Source organism: Zobellia russellii (genome assembly GCF_044597075.1).
In the GTDB taxonomy this organism is placed as follows: Bacteria; Bacteroidota; Bacteroidia; order Flavobacteriales; family Flavobacteriaceae; genus Zobellia; species Zobellia russellii.
This window is the reverse complement of the sequence record NZ_CP139000.1, coordinates 3,506,558-3,533,132: the sequence shown is the minus strand read 5'-3', so window position 1 is coordinate 3,533,132 and position 26,575 is coordinate 3,506,558. Positions and strand designations below refer to the sequence as shown.

Sequence of the window (26,575 nt, the reverse complement as noted above, 5' to 3'; positions counted from 1 at the left end):
AAGAGAAGTAACCAACGGTCTAATTGGCCTGAAACCCAACGAACATGGCCTAAAACAAAAAAAGCCAGTCTTTCGACTAGCTTTTTGTTGCTCCCCCTCTTGGGCTCGAACCAAGGACCCTCTGATTAACAGTCAGATGCTCTAACCAACTGAGCTAAGGAGGAAAATATTTTCGCTTTGTTTATCTAAGCGGGTGCAAATATAATTGTTTTTTTTATTGTCCCAAATAAATTTTGCAATCTATTTTCCCATTAAGTATCTATATAGGTCATTTCCGTTGGCAAACAGTATCAAAGCCAGCAACATAAAGAATCCTATCATTTGTGCATATTCCAAAAATTTATCGCTTGGCTTACGCCCGGAAACCATTTCGTACAACAAAAACATAACATGACCCCCATCTAAAGCCGGAATTGGCAATAGGTTTAGAACGGCCAACATAATGGACAAGAAAGCCGTTGTGCCCCAGAACACCTCCCAGTTCCATGTTTCAGGAAAAAGTCCGCCAATGGCCGCAAAACCACCCACACCTTTGTATGCTCCCGTATCTGGGTTAAATATCTTTTTTAATTGCTTCAGATATCCCGTAAGGGTATTTACCCCTTTGTTGATCCCTGCAGGAATAGATTCGGCAAACGTATATTTTTCGGTCTCTAAACGCAAAAGACCTCTTTTTTCCATTTCGTCCATAGAAACCATACCGGGGCGCACTCCTATTTGGGCAGAGTCATTTATTACTACTGGTACAACTTTACGAACGCTATTGTCACGAACAACGGTCAGGTTAATTTTTTCGCCTTTATACTGCTCCAAAATAGGCTTTACCTCATCAAAATATGATATTTTCTTTCCGGCAATCTCAACTATTTCATCTTTTGGCTCAAGTCCGGCATCCTTATTCAAGGACTCGGGAGAAACTTCGGCTATAACAAAAGGGATACGTGGTCCCAAAAACCTAGCACGGTCCTTATCTTCTATTAAAGTGGCTATGAAATCAACAGGAATTTCCTTCTCAATGGTTTGTCCGTCTCGTTCAATAGTAATGCTACTCCCATTAATAATGTCCATAAAGACCGTATTAAAGTCCTTTATCTTTTGGCCGTCTACAGCAACAATTTTATCTCCGGTCTCAATACCAAGTTCATCACCAATGGTCTTTTCCGTTACATGAACACCGTCTTTTAAACTATCTCCCGGAATATATTGATCTCCGTAAGCATAGGCCATACCAATATAGATAACCAATGCCAAAACAAAGTTAACGGTAACACCGCCCAACATAATAATAAGTCTTTGCCAAGCCGGCTTACTTCTAAATTCCCATTCCTTTGGCTCTTCTTGCATAGCCTCGGTATCCATACTTTCGTCTATCATACCGGAAATCTTTACATAACCTCCTAAAGGAAGCCACCCAATACCATAAACGGTTTCGCCTATCTTCTTTTTGAAAAGCGAGAACTTTACATCAAAGAATAGGTAGAACTTTTCTACGCGGGTCTTAAATAATTTTGCCGGGATAAAATGCCCCATTTCGTGAAGCACTATTAATAGTGAAAGGCTTAAAAAAAATTGTATGGCCTTAATAAGGAACGGACTCATCTATGTTTTCTATAATTAATGAACTCTTATTGAATTCAGCCGACAAAAGTACACTTTTACGGCCGCTTAAAAAAAATTACTGATAACCGCCATTTATTTTTAAGAAACATTTAGCAGCGCTCTTAGCAGTTAAGACTTGAATGCTTGTACTGACTAACGTATCTTTACCAAAAAGATTATGCGCACATTTTTTGCCAAATATAAATTTTTTGGCCTCGTGTTATTGGGGCTCTCCGCGGTAATCATGTATTTGTTTTATAACGCCCTGCAACCCCCCAAAATCCTAACAATTTACCAACCTACCATGGTTAACCCGGAACTGGTGGACAGTACGCTTCAATACAAAAGAAAATACCATACCATTGCAGATTTCTCCTTGATCAACCAAAATGGAAAAACCATAACCCAAGCCGATTACAACAACAAAATCTATATTGCCGATTTCTTTTTTACCACCTGCCCAACTATATGCCCCATAATGACCAAGAATATGGCCAGTATACAGGAAAGAATTAAGGGTTTTGATGACGTAATGTTGCTATCATATTCAGTTACACCGGAGATAGATTCTGTGGCACAACTAAAAAAATATGCAATAGAAAAAGGTGTAGATGATTCTAAATGGAACCTTGTTACAGGCGATAAAAAACAGATATACGAGTTGGCCCGTAAATCATACCTAGCCGTAAAAGACGATGGCGATGGCGGACCTTTTGATATGATCCATACCGAAAATTTTATTCTAGTGGACAAGAAAAAGCGCATTCGCGGCTTTTACGATGGTACCAATGAAGAAGAGGTTGAAAAACTGATGGCCGATTTAAAAATTCTAATGACCCCTAACCAAGAAGAATAAACTACAGGGCACTACCAAATTCCCAAAAGTATATTCTTGGATTCAACTTACGGGCCTCTCCATTTTCCGCATCGGCCACTGTAGCACGCAAACATCCTAAAGTTTTATGATTTTTTGGGATTCAACACACGGCTTTTAGGATAAATTATGCTACTTTTGCCTTACTTATAATCAATCTAAATAAACGTTGGTAATAACGGTCGCACAGCTAAAAAAAGGACAAAAAGGAATCATCAAAGAATTCTCTGACGATTCCCTACCCATTAAATTGTTAGAATTGGGCTGTTTGCCCGGCAACGAGATAGAATTGGTCCAAATAGCTCCTTTTAAAGACCCTATTTATGTAAATGTAAACGGCTCCCATATTGCCATTAGGCGTGAGACCGCACAGCTCATTGAGCTGGAAATTTTAGAAGACACTTCCGTTCTATGAGCAAACAAATTAACGTTGCCCTTATAGGAAACCCTAATACTGGTAAAACTTCCGTTTTCAATCAACTTACCGGTTTAAAACAAAAAGTTGGTAATTACCCAGGTATCACCGTTGAAAAAAAGGAGGGTGTGTGCAAGCTTCCCAGAGGCGTAAAGGCACATATACTGGATTTACCGGGAACATATAGTTTGAACACCACTTCTTTGGACGAAAGTGTTGCCGTAGAACTTCTACTGAACAAAAATGACAAGAACCACCCAGATGTGGCCATAGTCGTATCCGATGTAGAAAACCTGAAGAGAAACCTTCTTCTATTCACGCAAATAAAAGACCTTAAAATACCGGCCATTCTTGTCATTAACATGGCAGATCGTATGTCCCGCAAAGGTATATCCGTAGATATTCCGCTTTTGGAAGAAAAGTTGAATACCAAAATTGCCTTGGTGAGCACCAGAAAGGGCATTGGTATTGACAAGCTGAAAGAACTCATTTCCGATTATAAAAACCTTTCAACTGAACAAAATGTAGATATTACGGTTATTGACCCTGGGTATTTTAAAAAATTAAAGGACGCTTTTCCTAATGAGGACCTGTATAAGTTGTGGCTTGTGATTACGCAAGACGTAAATTTTATGCCCATTGAGAAAAAACTGTTCAAAGATGCCTCTTCTTTTGCTACCAAATCAAAATCAGAACTGAAGCGCTTGCAGCAGAAGGAAACCATTTTAAGGTACCAGTTTATAAACGGCATTCTAAAAGAGACCTACAAAGTAGATTTGGCCATAGCCAAAGGATTTAGGGCTTCGCTGGATAAGATTCTAACCCACAAGGTTTTTGGATATATAATTTTCTTTGCCATCCTTCTGGTTATATTTCAAGGTATTTACGACTGGAGTGGCTACCCTCAAGACCTCATCGAAACATTTTTTGCCTCCGCCAGCTCGTGGGTAAAGGACACTTTGCCTCCCGGTGTATTTACCAACCTCATTGCAGAAGGTATACTAACGGGTATTGGTGGTATAGCCATGTTCATTCCGCAAATCGCATTTCTTTTCCTGTTCATTTCTTTGCTGGAAGAAACGGGCTATATGAGCCGTGTGGTGTTCCTAATGGACCGTCTGATGCGCCCCTTTGGCCTAAGCGGTAAAAGTGTTGTGCCCCTAATGTCCGGTACGGCATGCGCCATACCCGCGGTAATGGCCACCCGAACCATTGAAAATTGGAAAGAGCGATTAATAACTATTCTTGTTACGCCATTTACAACCTGTTCGGCAAGGCTTCCCATTTACATTATTATTATTGCCCTAGTAATACCTGAAGGTAGTTTCTTGGGCTTTGGTTACAAAGCCTTGACCCTTATGTTGCTCTATCTACTAGGTTTTGGGGCAGCTATTATATCCGCTTTAATACTTAATAAAATTTTAAAGATTAAGGGTAGGTCCTTTTTTGTGGTAGAAATGCCCAACTATAAGCTGCCATTACCAAAAAACGTTGCCTATACGGTTTGGGAAAAGACCAAAAGTTTTGTTTTGGGTGCCGGTAAAATAATTTTGGCCATATCCGTAGTACTTTGGTTCTTAGGCTCCAATGGCTATGGCGATAATTTTAACAATGCAGACGAAATTGTATCCAACCGAGTTAAAACCGAAGGATTCTCGGATTTTAATCAAGTTAGTATTGCCAATGACCTATCCGCTTACAAAATAGCTTTAAAGGACAGTATAAGAAACAATGTCTACCGTATAGATAATACCGCCCTGACCGATTCACTTGCCCAAAAACAGAACCTACTTGAGCAGAGGGCACTTAGCCAAGAAATATCCAGCTACAAGCTAGAGAATTCTTATATGGGCTATATGGGGAAAGCTATAGAACCTATTGTACACCCACTGGGTTACGACTGGAAAATTGGTATTGCGGTACTTACATCCTTTGCCGCACGCGAAGTATTTGTGGGTACTTTGGCCACTATTTACAGCGTTGGAAACGATCAGGAAGAAACCATCCAAAACCGAATGGCAGCAGAAATAAACCCAAAAACCAAGAAACCATTATTTAATTTGGCATCTGGTATTTCATTATTGCTATTCTATGCCTTCGCCATGCAATGTATGAGTACCTTGGCAGTGGTGAAACGCGAAACCAATACTTGGAAATGGCCTGCGGCACAATTGGTATTTATGAGCACTTTTGCTTATATTGTAGCTCTAGTTGCCTATCAAATATTAAAATAAGATGAGTGTACTTCAACCCATATTGGTTTATATTGTTCTAGCAATCTCCATAGGTTATTTGGTTAAGAAATTCCTTTTGCCAAAAGCATTGTTTTCAAGTAAAAAAAGCAGCAACAAAGCTTGCGGACAAGATGGTTGTGGCTGCCATTAATTTTTAGAAAAATTTCCTGTACCTTACCCTTTTTGTAAGTCTATTCGTTAATAAAAGAATAAATTGGTATTAAATAAATCAAAAAAACCGTGCTTACTTCAAATGCTATTGCTTTTTTTGAATAGCCATTAGCCGTGAATATGCAAAAGCCATTTTTTTACCTCTTCGCTTTTTTTCTTTTTTCATCTACCGTGCAACATGCACAAAGCTTAACTTCAGTAATTGTCGATTCCGTTTCAAAAAAGCCTGTTCCGTATGCAACGGTTCAATTGAACAACAAAGGAATAATTACCAATGAAGAAGGCAGGTTCAAGTTTCTACTAAAGGATGGTATTAAGGCCACAGATTCACTTTTTATTTCGTGCATTGGTTACGAATCTATGGGCAAACCCATTTCCGAATTTACGGACAGCCTCATTTACTTAAGGCCAAAGGCTATAGAATTAAGGGAGGTTATCGTTTCCAATAAAAATTATACCCCAAGGGAAATTATTGAATTTGTAGAAGAAAACATACAGAAAAATTACATCACCCAATTTTCTAAAAAAAGACTTTTTCTAAGGGAAACCTACCAGAATAATATCATCAAGACCCAATACGAAATTAAGAAATCTTCCATTGAAGCTTTCAACAAGAATTTCTTGGATAGTGTTATTCAGACCATTCCCAAGAACAATATTTATTATACTGAGATGTTGGGCGACCTCTATGGTGCAGATGATGCCGATGAACAAAAACTAGACCTCATAAAAGCTTCTGAGCTTTATGATAAAAGTAAGGAGCTAGATGTTGAACTCTTGGAGGAAAAGTTCAACAAAATCGTAAAAGAAAATATTAAAACCGATTCTTATTTTAAAGTGAAATCAGGATTGTTCGGAACCAAGGTAGATGCCGAAGACATGGGCGATATTTTTAAGGAAGAGATAGATTCTACCGATATTGCCGCCCTAAACAAACAGCTTGAGGAAGAAAAGAAAAAGAAAGAGGAGCGCCGTGAATTTTTCTTGGAATACAAGCGCAAAACACTGGGCAACCTTTTTGAGAATCTTCCCATTTTTGATGATACGGATTACAATGTTATTTTTAAGCCTAGACGCTATGAACTAACGCTCGAAAACCACACGTACCTAGGTGATCAAGCCGTTTATGTTATCCGGTTTGTACCCGATGGTTCTCCGGAATTTGGTGGAGTGCTCTATATCAATTCGGATGATTTTGCATTGATTCGGATGGATTTTGAGAATACGGAATCGCTTCGGGATTTTAAACTCCTTGGGGTTTCCGTGAACGAATATTTGGCAAAAGGAAGTATTCTGTTCGATAAAGGAGCTGACCAGAAGTACCATTTACGATACTACAACATTATAAAAGGTATAAGGGCCGGTTTTAAAAGACCGCTGACCATCATTGAAAAAAATAAGAACGTAAAAGGCAGACGTAAACAGAATGAATTGGCCCTAAAAGTTGATGCTGCTTTTGGGAACATAAATCAATATGAACTTATAGTCTTTGACGAAGAACCAATCAATTCCGGGCAATTTGAAGCCTTTAAGGAAAAAACCGGTGTTTTACCAACCTATATGCCAGACTACGACCCTAATTTTTGGAAAGGATATGACATTATAGAACCCAATCAGGCCATAAAAGAATTTACTTCGGAAGTACAACTAGAAAATTAGACAAGGTTTCCAATAAAGCTAAACAGTAACAGTGCCCAACCACAGACCAGTAATAACCCGCCCAACGGAGTAATTGGGCCCAAAAACCGCATTTTCTTTCCTTTTGCAGAACTGATCACCAAAGCATAAATACTAAAAGAAAACAGGAAAGTCCCAATAGCAAAACAGTACACCATATACTGCTGAGAGACAACATCCATATTAAAATTGAAACCTATTAAAAGCAGTACCAAGGCATGGTATATTTGGTATTTAACCCCTGTTTCAAAACTTTTAAGCTGGTCTTCAGAAAGCAATTTCTTTAAAGCGTGAGCACCAAAAGCGCCAAATATAACTGCTAAAAGACCATATAACGCGCCAAGAACCTGAGCTAATAGAACCATACATATATTTTAAAACAAAGATAGGTCTTGGTCTTTCTAAAAACAAAGAGCCGCCCAATAGTTGAGCGGCCCTATAGCCTGTAAACTTCTATATTTATTTATCCTTTATCATCATAAAAGAACTGCTCTTTTACAATTTTGCCATTCTGAACTTCATATACGGCTATTTCGGACATGGTAGAACGTTGTCCAGATGGTTTATGGGTCGTATCCATGGTAAACTTTACGGAAAACCAATTATCCGCTACCACTGGATCTGAAGCCTTACTACTGTGCACCTCAAAATTTTCTTGCCACCACTCCCCTTTTTTCTTGATACCTTCAAAGCCTTCAACATAAGCGCCCTCGGCCTTTCCATCGTTTTCAATACTAACGATTTTATCGCTGTACAATTCTTGATACGGCTTTTCAAAATCACCCGCATTGCACCATGCTACTAATTTTGAAGCTATTTCATTTGTTTCCATAACTGTTTGTTTTATTGATTATGTCAACAAAATACAACACAGACCTCTGAATAGCAAAACACTAGAAATAATTTAAACTGATGTTAATCTTAAAAAAGAGCTGAATTGCGTTAATTTAGTTGGGTTCTACCGCTAATTTGCTGGAAAGTAAATTGAACAACTGCTGGGTTTCTATAGAGTCCTTAAGATTAATGAAGAGCTTTAAAGAATCATGGTGCACAATCTTGATTTTTTGATTTTCTAAATTATCTACATAGACATACACCTTTTTGTCCGTAAGTGAATCCTTGAATTCCTGAAAAATCCCTTTCTCCTTTTCCAATGCCGAAAAACCGTTAAGACGAACCATGGGCGGAATTTTAGGTACAAGGTCTACACTGTCTAAAGCGGAAAACGGAACTTCTTGCCAATAAAACCCTGACACGACCCTTAAACCGGTAGCGTCTGTTTTGGTCCAATTTTTAAAATGAAGAACAAAGGCGAACAGACAAATGATCACCGTTAGTACGCCCAAAATATTCCAGAATACATGTCCTTTTTTCTGCATGTCAGTAGTAATTTTTCATTTTGTAGCTTGGTAAGTGTTCTATACCAGTACCAATTACTCTATGAACGCACAAAAGTGGTGAAAATTTCGGATAGCCCTTAATATTTTATTCCCAAGAGCGTTTATCACTTGCTAAGACCTCTTTATATACCTAATTTAGTTTATCGTTTCAAAGCAGTTTAAGAGAATTGCTACCCCAGACTATTAACATGTTTCATATTATTTGTTTATGACCCAAAATACCAAAGAAAACCAAAGACTGGAAGACCATTATAGCAAGAAAAAAGATTGGCTTAAATGGGGGCCATACTTAAGTGAACGTCAATGGGGAACGGTACGTGAAGACTACAGTGCTAACGGAGATGCTTGGAACTATTTGCCACATGACCATGCCAGGAGTAGAACCTACCGCTGGGGAGAAGATGGTATTGCCGGTATTTCTGACCGTTATTGCAACATCTGTTTTTCGGTGGGGCTTTGGAACGGTAAGGACCCCATCTTAAAGGAACGTCTCTTTGGGCTTACCGGTCCGCAGGGAAACCATGGCGAAGATGTTAAGGAACTCTACTATTATTTAGAGAACACACCATCTCATTCGTACATGAAACATCTCTATAAATACCCTCAAAATGAATTTCCCTACAATCAATTGGTAGCAGAAAACCAAAAAAGGGGCAAGCATGATACTGAGTTTGAACTTCTGGATACGGGAATTTTTGACAATAATGAATATTTTGATGTCCATACCGAATATGCCAAGGCGGAAGGAGAGGATATTTTAGTAAAGATTTCCGTTAGTAACCGTGGACCTAAAGAAGCATTAGCTGTGGTTCTACCAACTATTTGGATACGGAATTTTTGGAGTTTTACCGGCATGGAAGAAAAACCGGTCATCAAGAAAAAAGGAAACAAAAAAGCTCCCCACCTAAGTATAGACCACAGTTACGTGGGCAAGTACAACCTCTATTTTGATGCTCCAGACCGACTGCTCTTTACTGAGAACGAAACCAATATGGAACGCGTCTTTAACGGCACCAACGAGCATCCTTTTAAAAAAGACCTATTTCATGATGCCGTGATAAATAGTGATTTCTCACTGGCCGAAAAAAATACCAAAGGCACCAAATGTGCCCCCGTGTACGAGTTGAATATAGCTACCGGTGAAACCAAAACGATTAGATTAAGGCTTTCAACACAGGATATCAACTCACCTATTGACGATTCCTTTGAATCGGTTTTTGAGGAAAGGATAAAGGAGTCCAATGAGTTTTTAAATTCTATAACCGAAAAATCTTCCCAGGAAGAAAGAGAAATTCAAAAACAAGCTTTTGCGGGCTTACTCTGGACAAAACAATATTACAACTACGAAGTAGAACAATGGCTGAACGGCGACCCGGGCACCACGCCCCCTCAAGAAAGGAAACATGGCCGTAACAGCACTTGGACAACATTTAGAAACCATGATATTCTTTCCATGCCAGATGCTTGGGAATACCCCTGGTTTGCAGCATGGGATTCAGCATTCCACTGCGTTACGTTCTCCATGGTTGACCATGAATTTGCAAAAAAACAACTCTTGCTTTTCACTAAGGAATGGTACATGGCCGCAAACGGTCAGATACCTGCCTACGAATGGAATTTTAGCGATGTTAACCCACCCGTTCAAGCGTGGGCGGCCATTCAGATATATCAGATGGAACAGCGCAAGACAGGAACGGGAGACCTGAGTTTCTTAAAACGGATGTTCAACAAATTAGCCCTAAACTTTACATGGTGGGTAAATAGGGAAGATAGCCTGAACAACAATGTTTTTGAAGGCGGATTTCTAGGTTTGGACAATATTGGGGTGTTTGACCGTAGTAACGGTGTTCCCGGTGGCGGTATCTTGGAGCAGGTAGATGGCACCTCTTGGATGGCGCTTTACTGTTTGAATATGCTGGAAATGGCCCTTGAAATTGCCATTCATGATGATACTTTTGAAGATATGGCCCTTAAATACTTTGGGCACTTTGTTTTTATAGCCGAAGCCTTGAACAAAATTACCGAGGGCTCCATGAGTTCTTGGGATGAAAAAGAAGGTTTTTTCTATGACACTCTTATTCTACCAGATGGTAAAAAAATTCCAATTAAGGTGCGTTCCATATCAGGTCTTTTGTCGTTAGCGGCAGTTTTAAATATTAGAAAAGAATGTCTGGATAAGTTACCAAGGTTCAAAGCCAGTATGGACTGGTACCGTACTTACCGTATGGAAACTCAAAAATATCAAGTTATTGAGGAGTTTAGCCCAGATAAGGACGTGCTGCTATCCTTAGTTCCCCAAGAACGGTTAAGTATACTTATTCACAGTATATTGGATGAATCTGAATTTTTAAGTGACTATGGCATTAGGTCCTTATCCAAAATTCATGAAACCAAATATGAGATAGAGATTAATGGCTCAACCTACGGTATAAATTACGAGCCCGCAGAATCATCAACAGATTTGTTTGGAGGAAACTCTAACTGGCGCGGACCTATATGGATGCCTATGAACTATTTATTTATAAGTTCTTTTAAGGAATATCATAATCATTTTGAGGATAATTTAAAATTTGACTACCCTACAGGAAGCGGCAACCAGCTCAACTTGAAAGAGATAGGATTTGAAATAAGTAAAAGACTAATTGGTATTTTTAGAAAGGACGAAAACGGAAATAGACCCGTGAACGAATTGGAAAAAGAAAAATATACCGATGAGCATTTTAAAGAACTTATCTTGTTCTATGAATATTTTGATGGAAATAATGGTCGTGGTGTAGGAGCATCTCACCAAACCGGTTGGACTGCATTGGTAGCCAACCTAATTGAAGAAATCAATAGATAAGCTAGGCATTAAAGGAACCGAATTAAGCCAGAGAGGACTCTAAAACAATAGGGCTTTTAATGGTAAAGGTAAAAGTTGCGCCTTCGCCAACTTGGGATGTAACATGTATGCTACCTCCTAAGCCTTCTACAACCTTTTTTACGGTAGCCAAACCAATTCCCGTCCCTTTTTCCCCATATCTGTCCTTCTCTGATACAACCTCAAATATCTTAAAGATTTTTTCTTGGTTATCCTTATGAATACCGGGACCATTATCCTTTACTGCAAATTCATAAAATCCATTCTCTTCTTTAATTAGCAAATCAATTTTAATCTTGGGCTTATCATTATACTTGATAGCATTAGCTATTAGATTTATCAAAATTTGCTCAACGGCAACTTTATTGGCACGGATTTCAGTCAGTTCACTCGTTACATTTATAGAACATTCCTTTTGACCGCCAAAAAGTTCGTTAATGGTTTGCTGCAAATCGGCTAATTGTATGTTGGTCTTATCCTCCATTTTGTACTGACCGGATTTACTGTAACTCAACAAGCCCTCTATCAACTTTTTAAGTGTTTCCGAAGAACTTTTTATGAATCCAATAATTTGCTTGCCCTCATCATCCATTTTAGGGGCATACACATCTTTTAAGCAATTAGACAATGTAATGATATTATTTAAAGGAGATTTTAAATCGTGGGCCGCCACGGCAGCAAAATTATCTAGTTCTCTATTCGCGAGTTGCAAATCTTTATTTGCTTTTTCCAACTCCATTTTCTTCTTACGAAGATTAAGCAGGTTCATTACCTGATCGGAAAGTATCTTTAAAGCACTTAGCTGGCTTTTTGTTAACTGTTTTGGTTCATGGTCAATGACACAAAGTGTTCCTAATGGTAATCCGCTAGCTCCTTTAAGGGTAACACCGGCGTAAAAAATTACATTGGGGTCGCCCACAACTATGGGGTTATCATGAAAACGCTCATCAGCTCTTGCGTCCTCAATTACAAATAAATTGCTCGGTTCATGAATTGTATGGCCGCAAAAGGAATACTTTCTTTCCGTTTCACTTACGTCTAAACCATGATGCGCTTTAAACCACTGTCTATCTTTATCTAAAAGGGTAATTACAGAAATAGGTGTTCCGCAAATTTCGGAAGCCAGTAAAACCAAATTATCATAATCTTCCTCTAGCTGTGTATCCAGAATAGCATAGGACTCAAGAAGCTCAAGACGCTCTGCTTCACGGTCATGATTTTTGGGGGCTATCATAATTGCAAGTTTTTACGGACCAAAGATATCGAATAGAATAACGGTCCTTAATCTAAACGGAATTCATTCGCGAATCTTATAGAAGATTAAAGTTAAAAAATAAACGTAGAACTATTCCTACATTTAACATAATTATGCGAAACGTACGCGCCAAGTAAGCATTTATTTTTGCTAATAACTAAAAACCGAAGCATCAACGGAGCAGTTATCCCAAACCAACATCTAAGGTCATCATAACAATAAATCCCGCAACAAAACCCATTGTGGCTATATCTGTATACTTATCTTGCTGGGTTTCTGGTATGACCTCTTCAACTACAACAAAAATCATCGCCCCGGCTGCAAAAGACAAAGCATACGGTAATATAGGTTGAAAAGTTAAAACCGCCCATGCCCCCAAAACAGCAGCAATGGGCTCAACAATTGCGGAAGCTTGCCCGTACATAAAGCTTTTTGTCCTACTCAGCCCCTGTCTTCGTAATGGCATTGCCACCGCAAAACCTTCAGGAAAATTTTGTAGACCTATTCCCAAGGCCAAAGCTACGGCACCTCCAATACTAGCGCCTTCAAAACCAGCGGCAACACCACCAAATAATACACCTACGGCCAAACCTTCAGGAATATTATGAAGTGTAATTGCCAATGTTAACAAGGTAGTACGGTGCCAAGGGGTTTTAATTCCTTCTTTTTCGCTTTCCTTAAAATTGATATGCAGATGGGGCAGCACCTTATCTAAACCAAAAATAAAGAACGAACCTAAAAGAAACCCAACAGCGGCGGGAATCACTTTTACAAAACCCTCGCCAGGGCTCATTTCTATACCCGGAGCCAACAGACTCCAAAAACTGGCCGCCACCATAACCCCTCCGGTAAAGCCCAACATACCGTCCAAGAGTGCACGGTTCATACCTTTAAAAAGAAAAACCAAAGCTGCACCAGCTGCAGTCAGGCCCCAAGTAAAAAGCGTAGCATAAAAAGCCGCTAAAACGGGATCAATAGATTCAAAATAAGTAATAATCTCTTGCATATTATTCTGTTATTTTAAGATACAGGTTTGCTGCAATTTGGTCCGAAATTCGAATATCATCTCCTTTGACCTGAATATGCAACGACCCGTCAAACTCCTCCCTCTCCATTACCAAAATGGTATCTCCCAAGGCTATTTTATTTTTATCCAAAAATTTAAGAAATGGGGCTGATGAATCTTTTACACCAACACATGTACCACTTGCACCAACAGGTACCTCGTTTAACAATTTTTTTACCGCTTTCTTAAACTCGCCACTTTTAGAAGGAATAGGGTCTCCATGTGGGTCAACCTGAGGAAAACCAAGTAGTTTATCCAGTCTATCCGTTAATTTTTCGCTTTTAATGTGTTCCAATTGTTCAGCCACCTCATGTACCTCGTCCCAAGCAAAATTCAACTTTTCAACTAAAAAAACCTCCCACAACCTATGCTTCCGCACAAGGGTAAGTGCTACCTTCAGGCCATATTCCGTAAGGCAAACACCTTTGTATTTCCTATAGTTGGCCACTCCCTTATCAGAAAGTTTCTTCACCATATCCGTAACGGAAGAGGGTTTTGTATTCATCTGTTCCGCTACCTCGTTGGTAGAAACCAAGCTGTTTTCACCCTTTCCCAGGTGATAAATGGCCTTTATGTAATCTTCTTCTGAAAGTGTCATAAAATTTCAATCACACAAAAATACATTTTTATATCCAAAAACAAATATTTAGTTTTGTCTAAATTTTAGTTTAAGCTGATGAAAATAAATTTAAAGCCGAGTCTATATTTCATATGTTTCCTGATAACCGGACTCGCATATGCCCAAAACAATACAATTGCCGGAACCATTTCGGATAACAGTGAGACCGTTCCGTTCGCAAACATTTATCTAAAAGGCACCAAAATTGGCACTTCTACATTAGAAGATGGCTCTTATGTTTTAAAGAATATACCTGCGGGGACTTACAAATTGCAGGTTTCGGTATTGGGATATCAAGATTTCTCCACAAAGGTTACTTTCAAAAACAACGAAGATAAAACACTTGACATAACAATAAATCCGGCTTCCGAGCAATTAGAAGAAATGGTGGTAACTGGAACCCTAAAGGCAGTTAGCCGATCGGAAAGCCCTGTTCCTGTAGAAGTTTACAGTCCTACTTTTCTAAAAAAGAACCCCACCGCCAGCATTTTTGAAGCTCTACAAAACGTTAATGGCGTACGCCCGCAAATCAATTGTAATGTTTGTAATACGGGTGATATTCACATTAACGGACTTGAGGGCCCTTACACCTTGGTTTTAATAGACGGAATGCCTATTGTTAGTGGCTTAGGTACGGTTTACGGTCTTTCCGGAATACCCAATTCGCTCATAGAACAGATTGAAATTATTAAAGGGCCTGCCTCTACACTTTACGGCAGTGAAGCAGTGGGAGGATTAATCAATATTATCACTAAAAACACCTTAGAGACCCCTGATTTCTTCGCAGATGCCTTTGTAACCGGCTGGGGTGAATTTAACATTGATGTTGGGGCCAAAATTAACTTGGGAAAAAAGACCGATATGCTTCTAGGCATCAACTACTTTAATTACGATAACCCAATTGATAATAACGGTGACAACTTTACCGACCTAACTTTACAAGATCGTATTTCTGTATTTCAAAAATGGAACTTTCAACGAAAAGAGAACCGTATTTTCTCTCTTGCAGGGCGATTTTTCTATGAAGACCGCTGGGGCGGTGAAATGCAATGGACTCCGGAATTTAGAGAGGGCAATGAAATTTATGGGGAAAGTATCTACACCCGTAGATGGGAGGTTTTAGGAAAGTATCAACTACCTATTAAGGAAAAAGTGCTTTTTTCTTTCTCATATAATGACCACAGTCAAAACTCCGTTTACGGAGATACGCCCTATATTGCTGATCAGCGCATAGGTTTTGGCCAGTTTACTTGGGATAAGTCCTTAGGGTCTCATGACCTCCTAATTGGTTCAGCCATACGCTATAATTATTACGATGACAATACCACAGCAACCACTTCCGTAGACGAAGTAGTCATACCTAGCTTATTCATTCAGGACGAAATTTCATTGGCCAAACAACATTCCCTTTTATTGGGCATGCGCTATGATTATGACAAGAGGCATGGCAGCATTTACACCCCAAGAACAGCTTATAGATTTAAAATTACGGATAATGATATCATACGTCTTAATGCAGGCACAGGTTTTAGGGTCGTGAACCTATTTACCGAAGAACATGCCGCGCTAACAGGTGCCCGTGATGTTGTCGTAACGGAAGAACTCAAACCCGAACAATCATTTAACGTGAATCTAAATTACCTTAAAAAAATATATGCGGACAATGGTACTTTTGTTAGCATAGATGCTTCGGTATTTTACACGAATTTTAGCAATGCCATTTTACCCGATTATGATACGGACCCGAATAAAATCATTTACGACAACCTTAATGGAAAATCTGTTTCAAAGGGAGTAAGCGCCAATGTTGATTTTTCTTTTCCCAGTGGATTTAAGTTCTTACTGGGTGCCACGCTTCAAGATGTGAGTCAAACCGAAAACGGGGTTAAGGAACGTCAAATATTAACCGAAAGCTTCACGGGAACATGGAATGCATCATATGAAATTAAGAACATAGACCTATCAATAGATTATACCGGAAATGTTTATGGCCCCATGCGTTTACCCACTCTTGGCAAAAGCGACCCCAGAAGCGATTATTCGCCTACATGGAGCATTCAAAACATTCAGTTTACTTGGAAGGGCCTTGAAAATTTTGAATTTTATGGCGGAATCAAAAACCTATTAGATTGGACTCCCAACCGCGGCAATCCCTTTATCATCGCCCGCGCCCATGACCCTTTTGACAAGAATGTCACCTTTGACCCCAACGGAAATGTGGTGGCAACACCCAACAATCCTAATGCATTAACTTTTGACCCATCTTACGTATATGGCCCCAACCAAGGTATTCGAGGATTTTTTGGTTTGAGGTATCGCATCAATTAAAAATAAAATACGCTCGAGTAGAATCGCTACTTTTGAAAAAGTAACGATTCTATATTAGCCCTTGGAAAACACAAAACATTTTGACTACATCATCATTGGTGCTGGAGCGGCCGGTCTAATGCTTGCCAATGCCATGGTCAAAGATGATTTTTTCAAGAGCAAGTCCATTTTACTTTTAGATAAAGATGCCAAAAAAACAAATGATAGAACATGGTGTTTTTGGGAAAAGGGTGATGGGAAGTTTGATTCCATCGTTTCCAAAAAATGGGACCGTATATATTTTGGAAGTAAACAATTTTCCAAAGATTACTCCATTGCTCCATACCAGTATAAAATGGTGCAAGGCATTGATTTTTATAGGGCCTATTTTGATGCTTTAAAGCAGCAATCTAATGTTACCTTTAAACAAGAACAGGTTACCAAAATAGCGGATCAAGGTTCTAAAGTTATAGTCCTTACGGATAATAATACCTATTCAGCTTCCAAAGTCTTTAGCAGTAGTTTTGATTACAAAATGGCTACGCATCAAGAGAAATATCCAGTACTGCAACAGCATTTTCTAGGGTGGACCGTAAAGACTGAAAAGCCGATTTTCAATCCCCTTCAAGTAACATACATGGATTTTTCCGTTCCGCAGAAAGGAAATACCCGTTTTATGTACATTCTTCCGTTTTCCAAATATGAAGCTCTTGTTGAATACACACTATTCTCAAAAAATCGCTTGGAAAAAGTAGAATACGAAGAAGCTTTGATAAACTATCTCGGAGACCTTCTAAAAGGTGATTCCTATAGAATAACCGAAATAGAACAAGGAAGTATACCCATGACTTCGTATGATTTTAGCGAGCACCACACCAAAAATATTCGTTATATAGGTACAGCTGGCGGATGGGCCAAACCCAGTACGGGCTATACTTTTATGAGTACTGCCAAGAAAATTCCTGTACTTGTTGATTTTATTAAAACCGAAAAACCGTTAAATGAACTAAGTTTTAAAAACCGATTTTGGTTTTACGATTTACTGTTCTTAGATGTCTTATCCCAACATAATGAAAAAGGACATTCCATATTTGAATCGCTTTTCAAAAAATGCCCTCCACAACTTATACTCAAATTTTTGGACGAGGACACTACCTTCTTAGAAGACCTCAGATTTATATCTTCCAGTCCAACAAAACCCTTTGTTAAAGCGTTGTTGGGGAGAATAACCTAAACCCTCCTGCGCATAAGCCCTTCACCAAACTCTTGAAGAATCTGCTTTTTATCGGATGAGATATTTAGAACATCCAAAAGCCTAAATGACCGTTGGGTATATTCCTCAATGGCCTTCTGAGTATGCTCCGCAGAGCCGCTTTTTATAAAAATTTCTTTTATGGTTTCAATTTTAGCTGAAGGGTCTTTAGGCTGAATGGAATACATATCCAACAAATCTTTCTTTTGATCTGCCGTACCTAGCTCCAAAGCATTAAGGTATAAATAGGTTTTTTTGTTTTCAATAATATCTCCCCCCACTTGTTTTCCAAAAGTCTTGGGATCGCCAAAGGCATCTAAATAATCATCTTGCAACTGAAAAGCGATACCCAAATTCAATCCAAAATTATAAATATCTTCCTGTTCCTTTTCCGAGGCTTCAGCAATAATTGCTCCCATTTGCAAAGCAGCCGCAACGAGTACCGCCGTTTTAAACTCGATCATTTTAAGGTATTCCGGTAGGGTTACATCGTCACGTTCCTCAAAGTCTATATCATACTGCTGACCTTCGCACACTTCCAAAGCGGTCTTACTAAAAAGCTTTGCCAAGTTTTTAAAGGTATCCCCTTCATAGTTTTCGAATAGCTGATACGCCGTGATTAACATGGCATCCCCAGAAAGGATTCCCGTATTTATATCCCACTTTTCATGTACCGTTGCTTTTCCCCTACGCAACGGAGCATCGTCCATAATATCATCGTGAACCAAAGAGAAGTTATGAAAAGTCTCTACTGCCAGGGCCGCCTCTAGAGCCTTCTTATAATCGCTTTCAAACAATTCGGCGGACAACAATGTAAGAACTGGCCTTAAACGCTTACCCCCCAGACCCAAAATATAGGATATAGGAGCGTAAAGGTTGTTTGGTTCTCTTTTAACGGACTTCTGTTCTAAAAATGAAATAAACTCTGAACGGTAAAATTCTATGGAATGCATTCAAGAAAATTTTTTCAAAAATAAGACCATTTATATAAAGAATGCCAGTTTAGAAGCTTTTGTAAAAAAATAACCTAAAAAAAATGCAATAGATTTGAAAACCATCGTCTTTACTTGTGAAGAATAGCTGCAAAAAGCATTTTAATGACTTCGGACACAGAAAACTATAAAAACCTAAAAACCTTCTTTGACGAAGAATATCGTTCGCTAAAGGCGTATGCAAAATCTAGAATAGATAATGCAGCGGATAGAGATGCTGATGATATTGTCCAAGATGTTGCTTTAAAGCTATTCTCTCGTTCAGATAGTGCTCTGCCTATTAACAATATTGCAGGCTTTGTTTACCATTCCCTACGCAATAAAATTGTGGATTTAATGCGAACCCAAAAGCCGGCGGTTAGTATTGAATCCGAAATGGAAAACAAGTTGGCCGACTTTACCGAGCTCCTCTATGGGTCAGTAGACAATTCATATTCCGAAGAAATGAAAACCGAGCTTAAAAAAGCTATTGCCCAACTTAAACCCCATTACAGAAGTATAATTGTAGCCATAGATTTTGAAGGGTATACCTATCAAGAACTATCTAAAGAAACAGACATACCTGCAGGAACTTTAATGTCGCGCCGGCACCGAGCTCTAGCACTATTGTTAAAACAATTGGAATTGAAAAAACAGAATATAAACTAAAAATAAACGAATTATGGAAGACTATATAGAACAAAAAGTAAAGAGCAAAACCAAAAAATATGTAACAAAGTTTGTTAAGGTCTTGTTCTACATCATAGCAGGAATAGCCTTTGTACTGCTATTTGCCTACGTCTTTATGTACCTATGGAATTGGTTGATGCCAGAACTATTTGGATTGACCACCCTAACCTATTGGCAGGCAGCCGGACTTCTTTTATTATCAAAAATAATCTTTGGTGGCTTCGGCAACGGAGGTGGTGGTGGTAAGAAAAAAGGAAAGAAAAGGAAATCTAACCGGCCCGGCAAGAGCAAGTTTAGCAGGATGTGTAATGATGATTTTTCTAAATGGAAATTCTACGATGAATTCTGGAAAGAAGAAGGAGAACAGGCATATGACAAATATGTTGAACGTAAGCGTAACGAAAAGGAAATTTGAGCGTCCTAAGGATATGTTAAATAACTGTAAAACTTTGGAAACTTTTAATGTTTTTAAAGTTTCCTAACTTATCTTTGCGCCATCTATGAAAGAAAAAATTTTAGATAAAGCAACAGATATGTTCTTGAGCCTAGGGTTCAAGAGTGTTACAATGGACGATCTTGCCCAAGAGATGGGCATCTCAAAAAAAACTATATATACACATTACGCAAATAAAACGACATTGGTACAGGAATGTACCGCCCATCTTTTTAGTGCCATCTCAGCAGGTATAAACCAAATCTGTTCCCTAAACAAAAACCCAATAGAAGAACTTTATGACATTAAAAAATTTGTGATGGTCAACCTAAAAGATGAAAAATCATCTCCACAGTATCAATTGCAAAAATACTATCCAAAAATCCATGCTACCCTTAGGGATAAGCAATTTGAGGTAATGCAAGATTGTGTGTTGGATAATATAAATAGGGGTATTGAAAAAGGTATTTATAGGGAAGGCCTAAATGTAGAGTTTATTTCAAGAATTTATTTTTCCGGAATAACAAGCATTAAAGACCATCGCCTTTTTCCAATGGAAAAGTTTCCCATGCAAGATTTAATGGACAATTATCTAGAGTACCATATACGGGGTATTGTTACTCCAAAAGGAAGAAAAGTGTTAAATGAAATTATCAATTCAAACCAAGAATAAATGAGAAATATATATTTGACTTCACTAGCATTGCTAACCGCTGTGCTCGGAATTTCTCAAGATCCACCCGAAAAAACCTATAGCTTTACGTTAGAGGAAGCCATAGAATTTGCGCTAGAAAATAATTACAGCGCCATTAATGCGGGTCGGGATATTGTTGATGCCCGAAAACAGAAATGGGAAACCATTGCGGACGGACTGCCTCAAATAAATGGTTCCGTTAGCTATCAAAATCAGTTAAAACAACCGGTTTCATTAATTCCCGCTGAATTTGCCGGAGGAACACCGGGAGAGTTTGTACCCATAGTTTTTGGGCAAGCCCACCAAGCATCGGCTACGGCCACTTTAACACAGAAAATTTTTGATGGCTCCTATATAGTTGGGGTACAGGCAACAAAATCATTCTTAAGCTATAGCGCCAATAACGAAGAGAAAACGGATCAAGAGGTAAGGAAGTCCGTTGTAGAAGCCTACGGAAACGTCTTATTGGCCAAAGAAAGTGTAGCCATTCTAGAAAAGAACAAAGCCAATCTGGAAAAAAATCTTTTTGAAACGAACAAATTGTACGAAAACGGCCTGGGCGATGAAGAAAGTGTAGAACAATTACAGATTACCCTGTCTTCCATAGAAAGCCAATTAAAAAATACGGTTCGGCTAGAGAATATTACGCGCCAAATGCTAAACCTTGTAATGGGCATTGCTATAGACGCACCTACAAAGCTGGAAGAAGACCTGGATGACCTTGCCGAATCACAGATAGATTTTGCCCTCATGGAATCCGAGTTCAATATGGCAAATAACGTAGACTATAAGTTGGCCATAAATCTAACGGAACAAAGGTTCTTTGAGTGGAAATTGGCAAGAAGCCGCGCATTACCAACACTTAGCACTTTTATAAACTATGGCTCTACCGCTTATTCGGACAGTTTTACTTTCTTTAAAAGTGAACAAGATTGGTTTGACTCATCCGTTTTAGGCCTAGACCTCAGTATTCCATTGTTCAGTTCAGGTAAGCGTAGTGCAAGTACGGCACGGGCCAAAATTGCAATGGAAAAAGCAAAGACCCAATTATCCGAGGCCGAAGAGCAAATACGACTTCAACTTGAAAAAGCCAAAAGCGATTATATCTTATCTATTGAGGAATACGAGACCGCAAAACAAAATCTAGGTTTGGCAGAACGTATAGAGAACAAAAATCAAATCAAATACGCCGAAGGTATTGCCACTAGTTTTGACCTTCGCCAAGCACAGACCCAACTCTATGATGCACAACAGGGCTATTTGCAATCTATGGTTGAAGTCATTAACAAGAAAACTGAATTAGAGGTCATTATAAACGAACCCGTATCTGATCTTAAGCAATAAGATAAATAACATAACAAACTTTTTACGATGAAAAAAATACTATACTTAGCAACTACTGCCTTACTTTTTTCCGCTTGCGGCGAGAAGGAAGCATCTGTTAGCGATATCATTTCACAGGGTAATTTAGAAAGTATACGAGCCAAAAAAAGTGAGCTTTCGGAAAAACAAAAATCGCTGGAATCGGAACTTAAAAAGCTTGATTCCGTCATTGCTACTATGAGCAATGACGAAAAACTACCTCTAGTTACCACGGTAACCGCCAAGGCGGAAAAGTTTGATCATTTCTTAGAACTTCAAGGTAATGTCAAGACCAAACAGAACGTTCTTGTATATCCTGAAATGTCTGGTACTTTGCAGCGTGTATATGTAAAAGAAGGTCAAAGGGTAGCCGCTGGGCAGATTTTAGCAACTATTGATGACGGAGGCATGAGCAGCCAACTATCTCAGCTTAAAACACAGGCAGAGCTTGCCAAAACCACTTTTGAGCGTAGAAAGCGCCTGTGGGAACAAAAAATTGGTTCAGAATTGGAATACTTATCCGCAAAAACCAATTACGAAGCTGCTGAAGATGCCGTAAAACAAACACAGAGTCAATTGGGCAAATCATCCATAAGAGCTCCGTTTTCGGGTATTATAGATGATGTAATAAAAGATCAAGGTACGGTGGTTTCACCAGGGCCAGGATCGGAAGTGTTCCGTATCGTAAACCTGTCTGACATGTATATTGAAGTAGATGTTCCAGAAACCTACTTATCCGGTATTAAAGTTGGGAAACAGGCTCAGGTATATTTCCCGGTTTTAGGAGATACCGTAACCACCAAGGTTAGACAGACCGGTAATTTCATTAATCCAAGCAACAGAGCATTTACTGTAGAAATTTCGGTTCCCAATAAAAAAGGGAATATTAAACCTAACCTAACGGCAAAGGTGAATATAAACGACTACACAAATGAAGAGGCTATAGTTATTCCCCAAAGTATCATATCTGAAAATGCCGAAGGCGATCAATACGTCTACATTGCAGAACCTACTGATGGAGAGAACGAAGCTATCTTGAAAAAGAGCATAATCAAGACCGGAAAAACCCAAGGAAGCCATATTGAAGTACTATCCGGTATAAACGATGGGGACCATATTATAGAGGAAGGTGCCAGAAGTGTGAAAGATGGCCAGAAGGTTAAAATTTTAAACGACCAGACCGATGAGCAGTAAACAGCAAAAAAACGCTAATAAAGAGTTTAGCCTATCTTCTTGGGCCATAGACAACCCTTCGGTCATTTATGTAATGATCGCCATATTCCTATGGTTGGGGCTAAAGTCATACTTTGCTATGCCTCGGGAAGATTTTCCTGAAATTGTAGAGACAAAAATTTACATAAGTACAGTTTACCCGGGTAACACCGCGGAAGATGTAGAACGATTGATAACCGACCCGCTTGAAGACCGTTTAAAAAACGTGAGCAATGTGGTAGAGGTAACCTCAACTTCTCAAGAGGATTATTCCATTATTACCGTTGAGTTTGATGAAGAACTTTCCGTAGAACAGGCCAAACAAAAGATAAAGGACGAAGTAGATGGTGAAAAGGCCAGTGAAGATTGGCCCACGTTTAACAACGCAAAAGTTGAACCCAATGTTTTTGACCTGAACCTTTCCGAATCGTTCCCTATCATGAACGTGAACTTCACGGGAGATTACCCTGTTGAAAAGCTAAAGGAGTTTGCCGAATATCTACAGGATGAAATTGAAGATCTTCCCGAAGTTAAGGAAGTGAACATTAGGGGAGCTCAAGAAAAGGAGGTTGAAATTGCTGTGGATGTCTATAAAATGATGGCTTCCAAGGTAAGTTTTCAGGATGTTATCAATGCTATAAGCAATGGAAACTCTACCATGTCCGCAGGTAACATTCTTTCTGGTGGGCAACGGCGTACGATCCGTATTTTAGGAGAAGTCAAAGACCCTAAAGAGCTGAATGATTTTGTAGTGAAATCCGAAAACGGAGCAGTTTATTTGAAGGACATTGCCGAGGTTACTTTTTCCGAAGAGGAAAAGACAACCTATGCCCGAGAATTTGGAACTAGCGTGGTAATGCTGGACATCAAAAAACGTTCGGGCAAAAACATGATCGAAGCCACAACAAAGGTTAGGGAAATTGTCAAAAAGGAACAAGAAAACTATTTCCCCGCAGATCTGAACATTACCATTGCCAATGATTCTTCGGGAAGAACACTTAACCAAGTAGATGACCTTGTAAACAATATCATCTTTGGTATTATCCTAGTGGTTACCGTTCTTATGTTCTTCTTAGGATTTAGAAATGCCCTTTTTGTTGGTTTTGCCATTCCTATGTCTATGTTCATGTCCTTTATGATTTTGAACAACCTGGGCTATACTCTAAACACCATGATACTGTTCGGTATGATTATGGGTCTTGGTATGATGGTAGACAACGGTATTGTGGTGGTTGAGAACGTGTACCGCTTAATGAGCGAAGGCATGTCCCGCACCGAAGCCGCCAAGAAAGGTATTGGAGAAATCGCATTTCCAATTATTATTTCAACCTTAACAACCGTAGCCGCCTTTGTCCCGTTAGGACTATGGCCAGGTATATTTGGGCAGTTCATGATCTACTTCCCTATTACATTATCGGTTGTACTGGGGTCATCACTTTTCGTAGCAATTTTCATGAACTCCATGTTGGTATCGCAGTTTATGGAAATAGGGGAAAAAGAACTCACAGTAAAGCAGCTGATACGTATTAGCGCCATATTGGGAGGGTTTGGACTCTTTATCCTGATTTTTGGCGGAACCATGAGAGGCCTTGGCTCGGTTATGATTATTACCGCCTTAATGTTCTGGATATACAAATATGCTCTTAAAAAATGGGCCATTAGCTTCCAGAACGGTGCCATGGTACGTTTTGAGAACTGGTATGAAAGACGCATTTCGCATGCGTTAAGGGGCAAGAACGTATATTGGTATTTTGGAATCACCTTTCTTTTATTGATCGGGGTTTTCATGGCCTTTGGAGCATCACTAGGCAGTGGGCGAACTAAAGTGGAGTTTTTCCCTGACAACAAACCCAATGAGATATATGCGTATATAGAATACCCACAAGGTACGGCCATTGAAAAGACCAATAGGCTTACCAAAGAAATAGAGGAAAGGGTTTTTGCCGTTGCTAATCAAGATAAATATACCGATGGTGATTACAACTATTTGGTAGAATCAGCGGTATCCCAAGTAGGAGAGGGAGCGGGTAATCCCCAGACCGATGGTGGTTCTGCAGCGGAAATGCCTCACCGTGGAAAAGTAACTGTATCTATGCGCGAGTTTAAGTATAGAAAAGGTCGTGACACGGAAAAATTGCGTGGAGAAATACAGGAAGCCCTTACGGGAATTTACCCCGGCGTTGCCATTTCAGTAGAAAAAGAGGCCAATGGACCACCAGCAGGTTACCCTATTAACATTGAATTGGAAGGTAAGGACTATACAGAATTGATCAGTACCGCCGAGGATGTTAGAAACTTTATCAACACCAAAAATATTGCTGGTATTGAGGAGTTAAAAATTGATGTGAATAAGAGTAAGCCCTCCATGCAAGTTGTGGTAGACCGAGAAAAAGCGGGTGAACTAGGTGTCTCCGTGGGTCAAGTAGGACTACAGTTAAGACGTTCTCTTTTTGGTGAAAAAGCAGGTGTGTATAAGCTAGATGGTGAGGATTACGATATTAACGTTCGTTTTAACGAAGACATCAGATATAATAAAAATGCCCTGTTCAATCAGAATATTATTTTTAGAGATCCTGCAAATGGCCAGATTAAGGAAATTCCTGTTTCGGCAGTAGCCAAACAACAGAATTCTTCAGGTTTTAGTGCTATTAAGCACAAGGACAAAAAGAGAGTGGTTACGGTTTATTCCCAGTTAAAACCAGGATTTAGTGATGCAGGAGCTATTGTAGCGGAAATCCAAAAAGAAATGGAAAACTTTAAAGGACTTCCTGCGGACGTAAAAATTGATTTTACCGGTCAGATTGAAGAGCAAAATAAGCAAATGCAATTTTTAGTAGGTGCCTTCTTCTCAGGACTTGGGTTGATCATGCTTATTTTGATATTCCAATTTGGAGGAATTTCAAAACCCCTTATTATTATGATTGCCATCTTCTTAAGCTTTATTGGAGTCTTTGGAGGGTTAATGATTACCGGGTGGTCTTTTGTAATCATGATGACCATGATGGGAATTATTTCCCTTGCCGGTATTGTGGTGAACAATGGTGTGGTACTTCTGGATTATACACAGATTCTTATTGACCGTAAAAAGGTGACTCTAGGACTGGAGGACAAAGACCTTATCTCGTTAGAAGAGGTTACTGAAATCATTACCAAGGGTGGTAAGGCAAGGTTACGCCCAGTAATTCTTACGGCTATTACTACCGTTTTAGGGCTTATTCCTTTGGCTATTGGACTTAATATTGACTTCTTCTCATTGTTCTCTGAGTTTGACGCAAAAATCTATATGGGAGGAGATAACGTAGTCTTCTGGGGACCATTGGCATGGACGGTTATCTTTGGGTTGATAGTTGCTACTTTCTTAACCCTGATTATTGTTCCGGTATTATTCAATATTATCTATAGAATAAAGATTGCCGTTTGGGGAAGAAAAAAGGAACGCCCAATACAAACCGAAAATAATTTGGAAGCATCGGTTTAAAAACCA

The 26,575-nt window shown here is 39.1% G+C and carries 21 protein-coding genes and 1 tRNA gene; 13 read left to right on the top strand and 9 right to left on the bottom strand.

The window, feature by feature from the left end; translation table 11 throughout:
• Positions 1-90 precede the first annotated feature (90 nt).
• Both SJY45_RS14445 and rseP read right to left on the bottom strand, forming a co-directional pair.
• Positions 91-164 (bottom strand) — tRNA-Asn (locus SJY45_RS14445).
• A gap of 76 nt (positions 165-240) precedes the next feature.
• Positions 241-1,599, bottom strand: a complete 1,359-nt coding sequence (rseP, locus tag SJY45_RS14440) for an RIP metalloprotease RseP (protein ID WP_215436218.1) — start codon at positions 1,597-1,599, stop codon at positions 241-243.
• A gap of 178 nt (positions 1,600-1,777) precedes the next feature.
• Here rseP and SJY45_RS14435 point away from each other — a divergent pair, with 178 nt between their 5' ends.
• From SJY45_RS14435 to SJY45_RS14420, 4 genes are all read left to right on the top strand, one after another.
• Positions 1,778-2,455, top strand: a complete 678-nt coding sequence (locus tag SJY45_RS14435; protein ID WP_400071581.1) for an SCO family protein — start codon at positions 1,778-1,780, stop codon at positions 2,453-2,455.
• A 187-nt stretch (positions 2,456-2,642) separates the two neighbouring features.
• Positions 2,643-2,888, top strand: coding sequence for a FeoA family protein (locus SJY45_RS14430; protein ID WP_215436224.1), 246 nt, complete (start codon positions 2,643-2,645; stop codon positions 2,886-2,888).
• Complete coding sequence (gene feoB / locus SJY45_RS14425) at positions 2,885-5,122, top strand: ferrous iron transport protein B (RefSeq protein ID WP_400071579.1); 2,238 nt, start codon at positions 2,885-2,887, stop codon at positions 5,120-5,122. The genes SJY45_RS14430 and feoB overlap by 4 nt, the downstream gene beginning before the upstream one ends.
• Before the next feature lie 291 nt (positions 5,123-5,413).
• Positions 5,414-6,952, top strand: a complete 1,539-nt coding sequence (locus tag SJY45_RS14420; RefSeq protein WP_400071577.1) for a carboxypeptidase-like regulatory domain-containing protein — start codon at positions 5,414-5,416, stop codon at positions 6,950-6,952.
• On the opposite strand, the gene SJY45_RS14415 is transcribed toward SJY45_RS14420, so the two are convergent.
• The 3 genes from SJY45_RS14415 to SJY45_RS14405 all read right to left on the bottom strand — a co-directional run bounded on the left by SJY45_RS14415 (position 6,949) and on the right by SJY45_RS14405 (position 8,349).
• Positions 6,949-7,335, bottom strand: coding sequence for a DUF423 domain-containing protein (locus tag SJY45_RS14415; protein ID WP_400071575.1), 387 nt, complete (start codon positions 7,333-7,335; stop codon positions 6,949-6,951). The genes SJY45_RS14420 and SJY45_RS14415 overlap by 4 nt on opposite strands.
• A 98-nt stretch (positions 7,336-7,433) precedes the next feature.
• Positions 7,434-7,802 carry a SnoaL-like domain-containing protein gene (locus SJY45_RS14410; protein WP_400071573.1) on the bottom strand — a complete coding sequence of 123 codons (369 nt, stop codon included), beginning with the start codon at positions 7,800-7,802 and terminating at the stop codon, positions 7,434-7,436.
• A gap of 115 nt (positions 7,803-7,917) precedes the next feature.
• Positions 7,918-8,349 carry a hypothetical protein gene (locus tag SJY45_RS14405; RefSeq protein WP_289038194.1) on the bottom strand — a complete coding sequence of 144 codons (432 nt, stop codon included), beginning with the start codon at positions 8,347-8,349 and terminating at the stop codon, positions 7,918-7,920.
• 229 nt (positions 8,350-8,578) lie between these two features.
• On the opposite strand from SJY45_RS14405, the gene SJY45_RS14400 reads away from it, so the two are divergent.
• A complete protein-coding gene (locus tag SJY45_RS14400) occupies positions 8,579-11,212 on the top strand; it encodes an MGH1-like glycoside hydrolase domain-containing protein (protein WP_400071571.1) in 2,634 nt (877 codons plus the stop codon).
• A gap of 22 nt (positions 11,213-11,234) precedes the next feature.
• Here the strand turns inward: SJY45_RS14400 and SJY45_RS14395 are convergent, their stop codons facing one another.
• The 3 genes from SJY45_RS14395 to SJY45_RS14385 all read right to left on the bottom strand — a co-directional run bounded on the left by SJY45_RS14395 (position 11,235) and on the right by SJY45_RS14385 (position 14,149).
• Positions 11,235-12,464 carry an ATP-binding protein gene (locus tag SJY45_RS14395; protein ID WP_400071569.1) on the bottom strand — a complete coding sequence of 410 codons (1,230 nt, stop codon included), beginning with the start codon at positions 12,462-12,464 and terminating at the stop codon, positions 11,235-11,237.
• 205 nt (positions 12,465-12,669) lie between these two features.
• Positions 12,670-13,491 carry a ZIP family metal transporter gene (locus SJY45_RS14390; protein WP_215436244.1) on the bottom strand — a complete coding sequence of 274 codons (822 nt, stop codon included), beginning with the start codon at positions 13,489-13,491 and terminating at the stop codon, positions 12,670-12,672.
• Between the two features lies 1 nt (position 13,492).
• Positions 13,493-14,149 carry a metal-dependent transcriptional regulator gene (locus tag SJY45_RS14385; protein WP_303407039.1) on the bottom strand — a complete coding sequence of 219 codons (657 nt, stop codon included), beginning with the start codon at positions 14,147-14,149 and terminating at the stop codon, positions 13,493-13,495.
• 78 nt (positions 14,150-14,227) lie between these two features.
• On the opposite strand from SJY45_RS14385, the gene SJY45_RS14380 reads away from it, so the two are divergent.
• Entirely contained in the window at positions 14,228-16,498 is a 2,271-nt protein-coding gene (locus tag SJY45_RS14380; protein ID WP_400071567.1) for a TonB-dependent receptor domain-containing protein, read from the top strand.
• A 61-nt stretch (positions 16,499-16,559) separates the two neighbouring features.
• Entirely contained in the window at positions 16,560-17,711 is a 1,152-nt protein-coding gene (locus tag SJY45_RS14375; protein ID WP_215436252.1) for a lycopene cyclase family protein, read from the top strand.
• On the opposite strand, the gene SJY45_RS14370 is transcribed toward SJY45_RS14375, so the two are convergent.
• On the bottom strand, positions 17,708-18,682 hold the full coding sequence (locus SJY45_RS14370) for a polyprenyl synthetase family protein (RefSeq protein WP_400071564.1): 975 nt from the start codon (positions 18,680-18,682) through the stop codon (positions 17,708-17,710). The two genes, SJY45_RS14375 and SJY45_RS14370, sit on opposite strands and share 4 nt — an antisense overlap.
• Positions 18,683-18,826: 144 nt before the next feature.
• Here SJY45_RS14370 and SJY45_RS14365 point away from each other — a divergent pair, with 144 nt between their 5' ends.
• From SJY45_RS14365 to SJY45_RS14340, 6 genes are all read left to right on the top strand, one after another.
• Complete coding sequence (locus SJY45_RS14365; protein WP_289063646.1) at positions 18,827-19,369, top strand: RNA polymerase sigma factor; 543 nt, start codon at positions 18,827-18,829, stop codon at positions 19,367-19,369.
• 13 nt (positions 19,370-19,382) lie between these two features.
• Positions 19,383-19,805 (top strand): hypothetical protein, encoded by a 423-nt coding sequence (locus SJY45_RS14360; RefSeq protein WP_215913274.1) that lies wholly within the window; start codon positions 19,383-19,385, stop codon positions 19,803-19,805.
• 85 nt (positions 19,806-19,890) lie between these two features.
• Positions 19,891-20,496: a TetR/AcrR family transcriptional regulator gene (locus SJY45_RS14355; protein ID WP_215913275.1), complete on the top strand. Its 606-nt coding sequence runs from the start codon at positions 19,891-19,893 to the stop codon at positions 20,494-20,496.
• Positions 20,497-21,861 carry a TolC family protein gene (locus SJY45_RS14350; RefSeq protein ID WP_289038170.1) on the top strand — a complete coding sequence of 455 codons (1,365 nt, stop codon included), beginning with the start codon at positions 20,497-20,499 and terminating at the stop codon, positions 21,859-21,861.
• Positions 21,862-21,888: 27 nt separating this feature from the next.
• Positions 21,889-23,073: an efflux RND transporter periplasmic adaptor subunit gene (locus SJY45_RS14345; RefSeq protein WP_400071561.1), complete on the top strand. Its 1,185-nt coding sequence runs from the start codon at positions 21,889-21,891 to the stop codon at positions 23,071-23,073.
• On the top strand, positions 23,063-26,569 hold the full coding sequence (locus SJY45_RS14340; RefSeq protein WP_215436269.1) for an efflux RND transporter permease subunit: 3,507 nt from the start codon (positions 23,063-23,065) through the stop codon (positions 26,567-26,569). Before SJY45_RS14345 ends, SJY45_RS14340 begins: the two co-directional genes overlap by 11 nt.
• Positions 26,570-26,575 lie beyond the last annotated feature (6 nt).

Coding starts and splice junctions, on each gene's coding strand:
- SJY45_RS14400 (WP_400071571.1), top strand. CDS start 8,579: ATGACCCAAAATACCAAAGAAAACCAAAGACTGGAAGACCATTATAGC.
- SJY45_RS14380 (WP_400071567.1), top strand. CDS start 14,228: ATGAAAATAAATTTAAAGCCGAGTCTATATTTCATATGTTTCCTGATA.
- feoB (WP_400071579.1), top strand. CDS start 2,885: ATGAGCAAACAAATTAACGTTGCCCTTATAGGAAACCCTAATACTGGT.
- SJY45_RS14410 (WP_400071573.1), bottom strand. CDS start 7,802: ATGGAAACAAATGAAATAGCTTCAAAATTAGTAGCATGGTGCAATGCG.
- SJY45_RS14420 (WP_400071577.1), top strand. CDS start 5,414: ATGCAAAAGCCATTTTTTTACCTCTTCGCTTTTTTTCTTTTTTCATCT.
- SJY45_RS14395 (WP_400071569.1), bottom strand. CDS start 12,464: ATGATAGCCCCCAAAAATCATGACCGTGAAGCAGAGCGTCTTGAGCTT.
- SJY45_RS14415 (WP_400071575.1), bottom strand. CDS start 7,335: ATGGTTCTATTAGCTCAGGTTCTTGGCGCGTTATATGGTCTTTTAGCA.
- SJY45_RS14405 (WP_289038194.1), bottom strand. CDS start 8,349: ATGCAGAAAAAAGGACATGTATTCTGGAATATTTTGGGCGTACTAACG.
- SJY45_RS14345 (WP_400071561.1), top strand. CDS start 21,889: ATGAAAAAAATACTATACTTAGCAACTACTGCCTTACTTTTTTCCGCT.
- SJY45_RS14350 (WP_289038170.1), top strand. CDS start 20,497: ATGAGAAATATATATTTGACTTCACTAGCATTGCTAACCGCTGTGCTC.
- rseP (WP_215436218.1), bottom strand. CDS start 1,599: ATGAGTCCGTTCCTTATTAAGGCCATACAATTTTTTTTAAGCCTTTCA.
- SJY45_RS14435 (WP_400071581.1), top strand. CDS start 1,778: ATGCGCACATTTTTTGCCAAATATAAATTTTTTGGCCTCGTGTTATTG.
- SJY45_RS14390 (WP_215436244.1), bottom strand. CDS start 13,491: ATGCAAGAGATTATTACTTATTTTGAATCTATTGATCCCGTTTTAGCG.
- SJY45_RS14365 (WP_289063646.1), top strand. CDS start 18,827: ATGACTTCGGACACAGAAAACTATAAAAACCTAAAAACCTTCTTTGAC.
- SJY45_RS14340 (WP_215436269.1), top strand. CDS start 23,063: ATGAGCAGTAAACAGCAAAAAAACGCTAATAAAGAGTTTAGCCTATCT.
- SJY45_RS14360 (WP_215913274.1), top strand. CDS start 19,383: ATGGAAGACTATATAGAACAAAAAGTAAAGAGCAAAACCAAAAAATAT.
- SJY45_RS14385 (WP_303407039.1), bottom strand. CDS start 14,149: ATGACACTTTCAGAAGAAGATTACATAAAGGCCATTTATCACCTGGGA.
- SJY45_RS14355 (WP_215913275.1), top strand. CDS start 19,891: ATGAAAGAAAAAATTTTAGATAAAGCAACAGATATGTTCTTGAGCCTA.
- SJY45_RS14370 (WP_400071564.1), bottom strand. CDS start 18,682: ATGCATTCCATAGAATTTTACCGTTCAGAGTTTATTTCATTTTTAGAA.